The organism is Synechococcus sp. H55.2, assembly GCF_047462495.1.
Taxonomy (GTDB): Bacteria; Cyanobacteriota; Cyanobacteriia; order Thermostichales; family Thermostichaceae; genus Thermostichus.
The window spans coordinates 3,825-11,467 of the sequence record NZ_JANSJH010000089.1; the positions used below are offsets into that span (position 1 = coordinate 3,825).

Annotated in this window: 6 protein-coding genes; 2 read left to right on the plus strand and 4 right to left on the minus strand. The window is 61.9% G+C overall.

The features are described from left to right. Nucleotides 1–199 precede the first annotated feature (199 nt). A complete protein-coding gene (locus tag NW844_RS10320; RefSeq protein ID WP_414335402.1) occupies nucleotides 200–520 on the plus strand; it encodes an RNA recognition motif domain-containing protein in 321 nt (106 codons plus the stop codon). A gap of 148 nt (nucleotides 521–668) precedes the next feature. Here the strand turns inward: NW844_RS10320 and cobN are convergent, their stop codons facing one another. From cobN to NW844_RS10335, 3 genes are all read right to left on the minus strand, one after another. Next, nucleotides 669–2,879 carry a cobaltochelatase subunit CobN gene (gene cobN, locus NW844_RS10325; protein ID WP_414335404.1) on the minus strand — a complete coding sequence of 737 codons (2,211 nt, stop codon included), beginning with the start codon at nucleotides 2,877–2,879 and terminating at the stop codon, nucleotides 669–671. Between the two features lie 311 nt (nucleotides 2,880–3,190). Beyond that, nucleotides 3,191–4,411: an SBBP repeat-containing protein gene (locus NW844_RS10330; protein ID WP_414335406.1), complete on the minus strand. Its 1,221-nt coding sequence runs from the start codon at nucleotides 4,409–4,411 to the stop codon at nucleotides 3,191–3,193. A gap of 69 nt (nucleotides 4,412–4,480) precedes the next feature. Next, nucleotides 4,481–5,245, minus strand: coding sequence for a gamma-glutamyl-gamma-aminobutyrate hydrolase family protein (locus NW844_RS10335; RefSeq protein ID WP_414335407.1), 765 nt, complete (start codon nucleotides 5,243–5,245; stop codon nucleotides 4,481–4,483). 199 nt (nucleotides 5,246–5,444) lie between these two features. Here NW844_RS10335 and NW844_RS10340 point away from each other — a divergent pair, with 199 nt between their 5' ends. Further along, entirely contained in the window at nucleotides 5,445–6,905 is a 1,461-nt protein-coding gene (locus tag NW844_RS10340; protein ID WP_414335409.1) for a circularly permuted type 2 ATP-grasp protein, read from the plus strand. 9 nt (nucleotides 6,906–6,914) lie between these two features. Here NW844_RS10340 and NW844_RS10345 read toward each other — a convergent pair whose 3' ends face one another. Next, entirely contained in the window at nucleotides 6,915–7,466 is a 552-nt protein-coding gene (locus NW844_RS10345) for a gamma carbonic anhydrase family protein (RefSeq protein ID WP_414335411.1), read from the minus strand. Between the last annotated feature and the right edge of the window lie 177 nt (nucleotides 7,467–7,643).

The window sequence follows — 7,643 nt, forward strand, 5'->3', positions numbered from 1 at the left end:
AATAGCACCGGCTATTTTGCTATTTTTGTGCAAGGGGAGTGACCATCCCCCATCTCTGTGTTATGATGAAAATTAGTTCGAGATAAATGTCGGTTGTAGCGTTCGGTTCTTCTGGTCTTGACGGGTTTTCACGTTTTGTATTGGCAGACGGCTCTCCGAATATCTCGCCCTTTGTTCCTCTCTCTTTCGGAGATCGTCGATGTCGATTTATGTAGGCAACCTTTCCTTTAAGGTGACAGAAGCGGATTTGACCGCTGTTTTTGCCGAGTACGGTTCTGTGAAGCGGGTGCAGATCCCCACCGACCGGGAGACTGGCCGCATCCGCGGTTTTGGGTTTGTGGAAATGAGTTCTGAGGCCGAAGAGCAGGCTGCTATTGCCGCTCTGGATGGCGCAGAATGGATGGGCCGCGACCTCAAGGTCAACAAGGCTCGTCCGCGGGAAGAACGCCCCACCTCAGGCTTCCGCTCTGGTAACGCCAACGGCGGCGAGCGGCGGCGCAACTTCCAATCTCGCTATTAAAACGCCTGCTGAGGCTTCTCGGTTTGAGTTCGCCCCTCACCCCCGGCCCCTCTCCCTGAGCGTCCCTCACCCCCGGCCCCTCTCCCTGAGGGAGAGGGGGGTTAGGGATTGAGGCGGCGAGCTTTCCCTTGCAATTCGGTAGCGACTTTTAGGCCGGCGGTTTGTCCGGCCAGGGATCCGTGAGGTCGGCAGCTAGGGGATCCCAGTCCCAACCCCAGTCGCGGGCGATGGCCTGCGTAAGGCCCAACTGGCCAGAGCCCGGGTAGCGGGCCAGGGCCGACAGGAGATCCACCAGTTGCTCGCCAGTGGGGGTGCGGCCAAAGATGTGCAGTCCATCTCGGATCTGGGATTCCTTGAGCTCGCAGAGGTAGCCATCGAGGCGGCCCCAGTCTTCTTCCTTATCCAGGTTGAACTGCAAGTCGAGGTGCTCTCGGCAGGCAAGCTCCTGGATCTGGGCGCGGATCAGCGGGCAGCGCCCAGGATCCATCTGCTGGGCCTCGTAGTACTCGTCCATCAGCCGCTCCAGTTCCGCCAAGGGCCCGTAGAGCTCGGCACGGGTTAAGGGCGGGGTGAGGTGGTCGAGGATGACAGCCTGAGCCCGCCGCTTGGCCTGGGATCCCTCGCCAGGATCGTTGACGATGAAGGGGTAGAAGTGGGGCAGAGGCCCCAAGGCTATTTCTGGGTAGCAGGTGGCTGAAAGGGCGGATCCCTTGCCAGGCAGCCACTCTAGGTTGCCGTGCTTGCCCACATGCACCACCGCCTGCACGCCAAACGCTTGCCGCAGCCACAGGTAAAAGGCGAGGTACTCGTGGGGCGGCGCCAGATCCGGGGCATGGTAGTTCAAAGCAGGATCCTGGTCGTAGCCCCGCGGCGGCTGGAGGCCGACAAAAACATGCTCCAACTGCAGGCCGACAATGGGGATGTCGTGGGCGGGCGGATCCCCCCACTGCTGCACCAGATCCTCTTGGACAGCGGCAGGCAACTGGGCAAACCACTCCCGGTAGAGGGCAGCCGGCAGCACCTGCCGCGCCGGGCGTAGGGATCCCAGCGGATCATAGGTTTGGCCCTGGGTTAGCCAGCGGATGAGCTCATCTCCGCTCTGGGGCAGTGGACAGGCGCGGTAGTCGGCTTGCGCCAGGGCCTTGAGGATCTCGACGCAGCTTGCCGGTGTATCCAACCCTACCCCATTGGCCAGCCGTCCATCCCGGCTGGGGTAGTTGGCCAAAATCAAGGCTAGACGGCGCTGGTTGGCAGGAGTGCGCCGCAGCTTTACCCAGTTGGCCGCCAGCTCGGCCACAAACGCCACCCGATCCGGCACAGCCTCATAGGCCATGATCTCCGTCTGCAGGCGGGGATCCCACTGTTGAACCGTCTTGAACGAGATGGCGCGGCTGAGGATGCGGCCGTCCACCTCCGGCAGCACCACGTTCATGGCCAGATCCCGCGCCCCCAAGCCCCGAGTGGAGTTCTCCCAGCGCTCCCGCGACCCACTGCTCAAGACCACCTGCACAACCGGCACATCCAGCTCCTGCCAGAGGCGGACATCGGGCTGCTCGCTCTCCAGGCGGGCCAGGGAAAAGCTGGTGGTGTTCAACAAAAGTTCAATTTGGCCGCCGAAGTGCTCCCGGATGGCCTGCGGCAAGTCCGGTTCCTGCAGGCCATAGGTGTACAGACACAGCGGCTGCAACCCCCGCTCCTGCAGGGCGTTGGCCAGGGCATCTATTGGCTGCGTATTCCCCGCCAAAACATGGGCCCGGTAGAGCAGGATCCCTACCTTGGGGGCCTGGGGATCCCTGAGGGGGGATAGGGGGGGATGGTAGATCCCCAGCCGGGGCAGCACCTGCGGCTCTGGCACGGCGTACTCCTGTCCCAGAAACTCCCTGGCCAAGAATTTCAAGCAAGCCGCCACATTGGCTGCCCCTCCTTCCAGCCAGTACTGCCACACCCGGTCTGCCACTGTCAGGGGCACGGTGGAGTGGCTAACCAAATCCCAATCGGGGCGGTCATCCCCAGGGATCACAATCAGGGTGGCTCCCGCTGCTGCCGCTACCTCTTTGGCCACCTCCAGACCATAGCTCCAGTAGGCCCTTCCCCCCAACAGGCGCAGGAGCACCACCTGAGCTTGCCGCAACACCTTCTCGGCGTAGTCGTCGATGCTGAGAGGCTGTTGCAACTGCAAGAGGTTAGCCGCCCGCACCGCCGGGAAATCAGCCGGCACCAAGCGCATGGCTGCGCTCAAGGCTGTCAGATCCGTGTCGGCTGCCGACAGGACAACGATGGGCGCAGGATCCTGCTCCAGGAAAATGACCCCACCTTGGGAAGGATCCCATCCCCCCGGCAAAGCAGCTATCCGGTGCATAGAGCCAGCGCCAGGCGCCCCGCCATCTCCTTGAGACTACCCAGAAGGATAGCTTGGTAGCCCCGCACTTGCGTGGGGAGCGGAAAAGCTCGTAATTGCCAAGGGTATACTTGCCGAAAAGGCGTACCGTTCCCAGGCCAGCACCTAATCACGGTGAAAAACCCGACTGGTGCAGGCGTCCGAGACGCGAGAGGACGCCGTCCTGCTGACGCGAGCAGGGCTTTTCCTGAGGGGACTGTCTAGAGGCGTCTTGACAGCGCCTGTTTGAACTACGTGAGAACCCTACGCCTTGAGGCGGTGGGGGTGTCAATCTAACGGCCGTACTTGAGCACAAAGACATCTTTCAGACCAGCATGGGGCTCTCCGGCGAGGGATCCCCAGGTTACACCTACCACCCCGAGGGTGCCCTCTTGGTCTAGCGCCATGGCCTGGATCCAGTCGAAGTCGGCGCTGCCGAACTGGTGGCGCCAGAGCTCGCCGCCGTTGGTATCGTAGAGGCGGACAAAGGCATCGCTGCGACTTGCAGGGATCCCCTGGGTGGATCCTGCCACCCAGACCCTTCCGAGCCTATCCACGGCAATGGCCAGAGGGCGCTCCCCTTGCGCGCCGTCCCATTGGCGGCTCCAGAGCTCGTTGCCGTAGGGATCATACTGCCGCACAAAGACACTGTACCCCTGGAGCAAGGCCTGGCCAGCAGGAGCCTCTTGGGTATAGCCCGCCACCCAAACATTTCCCTCCTCTCCCACAGCGATGGCAAGAGTGCCGTCGCCCCCTTTGTTGGAAAACTGGCGCAGCCAAACCTGGTTGCCGCTGGGATCATACTGGCCGACAAAGCCGCCAGCCCTTGTGCGGTCGCGGACGAATCCGGCTATCCAGAGATTTCCTGCCCCATCGGCGGCCAGGGCAGTGACCTGGGCCCCTAGCTCGCGGACCCAGAGCGGTTTGCCGTCAGCGTTGTATTGGCGCACAAAGCTCTTGCCTCCGCTATTTCCGGCTACCCAGACATTGCCCTTGCCATCCACGGCAATGGCAGTGACCTGGTCAGGCTCAGCACCGCCCAACTGCTGCGTCCAGAGCTCCCGACCCTGGGGATCGTGCTTACGCAGGAAGATGTCTTTTGCGCCGGCATTGCTGTAGCCAGGGAAAGCGCCGTAGGTCACTCCTGCCACCCAGGTGTTCCCTCTCCTGTCCACTGCCACCGCCACAACTTCGTCTAAAGCAGGGGTGCCCAACTGCCGTGTCCAGAGCTCTCGGCCCCAGGCATTGTACTTGCGCAAGAAACCATCGCCACCCCCTGCCGAGCTTTGGCCCAAAAAGCTTCCCTCCGTTACCCCCGCCACCCAAATATTTCCCTTTCCATCAATTGCGATGGCGCGAGCCTCGTCAGAGGAAGGGGTGCCAAACTGACGCAGCCAAGGGCTGGGACTACAGCCAAAACCTAAACCGAAAAAAGCTAAGACACCCAGAACTGCTCTAGCCAGTGCCTGTCTCCTGCTCATAGGCCCTCTTTTGGGGGGCACTGGGCAAAGCATAGCAAGGGCTCTCCCCGGCTATCGCGAGGGATAAGCCCCCGCCTCTTCTCCAGCAGCAGCACAGGATCCCTAGGCAACCTGAGGCATTGCTTCAGGGCTGGCCAGGCGCGGCGAAAACTGCAGCGCTGCCTGCACAAAGGCCTGAAACAGGCGAAAATGCTCAGCCTCTTCAAAGGTGAACTCGGGGTGCCACTGCACGGCAATAGCCCAGGGATGGGTTTCGTGCTCGATGGCCTCGATGAGCTCGTCGGGAGAACAGGCAGCCAAACGCCAGCCCGCCGGCACCCCCCAAACAGCCTGGTGGTGCCAAGAGACTACGGAGATTGCGTCGACGCCGACAATTTGCTGCAGGCGGGTGGAGCGGATGAGGCTGACGCTGTGGCGAACGGGCTTGCGATCGGCGGGGTTGAAATGATCCAGCTCGTCGTACACGTCGGGCACATGGGGGATCAGCTTGCCGCCGCTGACCACGTTCAGCAACTGCATCCCTCGACAAATGCCCAAGACCGGGATCCCTTGCGCCAGCGCGGCTGCCGCCAAGGCCATCTCAAAGCGATCCCGCTCGGCGCTGACGTGACGCACCTGGGGATGTTGGGGATCCTCTCCGTAGGTGCTGGGGCAAAGGTCGCCGCCTCCTGTCAACACCAGCCCATCTACCGCAGCCAGCAGCGCTTGTGGCTCACTTTCGCCTGGGGGAAAAAGAACGGGGATCCCGCCAGCAGCGCGAAGGGCATCCACATAGCGGCCCGGCGCCACAAAATCTCCCTGGCCGTTGCGGCTGGGGGTAGTAACGCCGATGAGGGGCCGATTTACAAAAGAGGGTGTCCGGTTCATTCCTCTACACTACATTGACAACAAAGCTGAGAAAGTACCGCTCGCCACCATAAACCTTGACAACTCTGGCTGACTGGGGGCAACCGGTATACCCCCTGTCCTAACTTCCACCACGATAACCGTAAAAGTAGCCGGAAGCACACTAGGCAAATCCAGAGCCGCCCACAGTAAAACAGGGTAGGGTTCGAGGGATCCCGACGTGCGTTTTGATACTTATGACCCAGGTGAAGGTTTTTACGATGAGCTGTTTGTGGGGCGCGGTCGGCCTCGCCCTGAGGCGATCCCGCTGATTGAGCGCCTGCATTCGCTGGGAGAAGGAGAGCTGCAGCAGCGGCAAGCGGCGGCCCAGGCAGCCCTCTTTCAGATGGGGGTAACCTTCAACGTCTATGGCGACAGCCAGGGCACGGAGCGGATTTTCCCCTTCGACATCATTCCCCGCATCGTCTCAGCCTCTGAGTGGCAGCGGCTGGAGCAGGGCCTGAAGCAGCGCATCCATGCCCTGAACCTGTTTATCGACGACGTCTATCACGACCAGAAGATCCTCAAGGATGGGGTGATCCCTGCTGAGCTGGTCGAGACGGCCAAAGGATTCCTGCGGCCTTGTATTGGGCTCAACCCGCCGGGGAGAATTTGGTGCCACGTCACCGGCACCGACCTGGTGCGGGATCGGGACGGGACTTGGTACGTGCTGGAAGACAACCTGCGCTGCCCCTCGGGCATTTCCTATGTGCTGGAAAACCGGCGGGTGATGAAAAGCACCTTTCCCTCGCTGTTTAACACGATGGGGATCCGCCCGGTGGACGACTACCCCAGCCACTTGTTGGATACCCTCCTCAATCTGACGCCGCCGCACCTGGCCAACCCGACAGTGGTGGTGCTCACCCCCGGCATCTACAACTCCGCCTACTTCGAGCATTCTTTTCTGGCCCAGCAGATGGGGGTGGAGCTGGTGGAAGGACGGGATTTGGTGGTGGCCGATGGCTATTTGCAGATGCGCACCACCAAGGGCCTGCAACGGGTGGATGTAATCTACCGCCGCATCGACGATGACTTCATCGATCCGCTGGTCTTTCGCCCCGATTCCCTCTTGGGGGTACCCGGCCTGTTTGAGGTCTATCGCTCGGGTCGGCTGGCAATTGCCAATGCCTTGGGGACAGGAGTGGCAGACGATAAGGTCATCTACGCCTATGTGCCCCAGATGATCCGCTACTACCTGGGAGAAGAAGCGATTTTGCCCAATGTGCCCACCTACTTGTGTTGGGATCCCAAGGATCAAGCTTATGTGCTGGAGAACCTGGACAAGTTGGTGGTGAAGGCGGCCAATGAGTCGGGCGGCTACGGCATGCTGATGGGACCGCGGGCCACACCGGAGGAGCGGGCCGCTTTTGCCGAGAAAATCCGCGCCCAGCCCCGCAACTACATCGCCCAGCCCGTTGTGTGTCTTTCCCGCGTGCCCACCCTCGTGGATTGGGGAGAGGGGCTGAGGCTGGAGCCCTGCCATGTGGATCTGCGGCCCTACATCCTCTACGGCAAAGAGATCTACGTTCATCCCGGCGGCCTAACCCGCGTGGCCCTCAAAAAGGGATCCCTAGTGGTCAACTCCTCCCAAGGGGGCGGCAGCAAAGATACCTGGGTGCTCTGCGGGGATCCCCGCTGCTGAAGGGTAGGCTTAGGCCGGAGCAGCAGGGCCCGGCCATCTGGCGAAACGACGGGCGTGTTGCAGCGCCAAATCCACATAGTGCTCGGCGTGGCGGCGCAACTGCTCCACCTCTTGGTCTGTCAGGGTGCGGATGACCTTGGCCGGGATCCCGACTGCCAAAGAGCGGGGCGGCAGCGAGCGGGTGACCACCGCTCCAGCCCCGACCATGCTGCCCGCCCCGATGGTGACTCCGTTGAGGATGACGGCCCCAATCCCCACCAGGGATCCCGCCTCGATGTGGGCGCTGTGGATGACGGCCCGATGGCCGACGGTGACCTCCTCGCCGATGCAGGTCGGCTGCTCCGGATCCCCGTGCAGGATCGCCCCGTCTTGAATGTTGCTGCGGCGGCCAATCACAATCGGCGACAGATCCCCTCGCAAAATGGCCCCGTACCAGATGCTCACCCCTTCCGAGAGCTGCACATCACCAATCAGCGTGGCATTGGCGGCCACAAAGGCTGCCTGGTCGATCCCTCGCGGCTGCTGCTCCAACCCCACTCTCCAACCAGCAACAACTTCCATCAATCCTACCGCCAGTAACGGTGCGGCAATTCCCGGCTTCCCCAGTGCTCTGCACCGCCTTTGCCCCGGCAGCTGACCAGATGCAAGCATACAACAGCCGTGAAAGAGATTAACCCCCCTCTCCCTTTGGGAGAGGGGCCGGGGGTGGTCGCGTGAGCGGCGCGGAGCGCTTGGGCT

Excerpts from the sequence above, each read along its gene's own strand:
- NW844_RS10320 (WP_414335402.1), top strand. The coding sequence starts at position 200 with ATGTCGATTTATGTAGGCAACCTTTCCTTTAAGGTGACAGAAGCGGAT.
- cobN (WP_414335404.1), bottom strand. The coding sequence starts at position 2,879 with ATGCACCGGATAGCTGCTTTGCCGGGGGGATGGGATCCTTCCCAAGGT.
- NW844_RS10330 (WP_414335406.1), bottom strand. The coding sequence starts at position 4,411 with ATGCTTTGCCCAGTGCCCCCCAAAAGAGGGCCTATGAGCAGGAGACAG.
- NW844_RS10335 (WP_414335407.1), bottom strand. The coding sequence starts at position 5,245 with ATGAACCGGACACCCTCTTTTGTAAATCGGCCCCTCATCGGCGTTACT.
- NW844_RS10345 (WP_414335411.1), bottom strand. The coding sequence starts at position 7,466 with ATGGAAGTTGTTGCTGGTTGGAGAGTGGGGTTGGAGCAGCAGCCGCGA.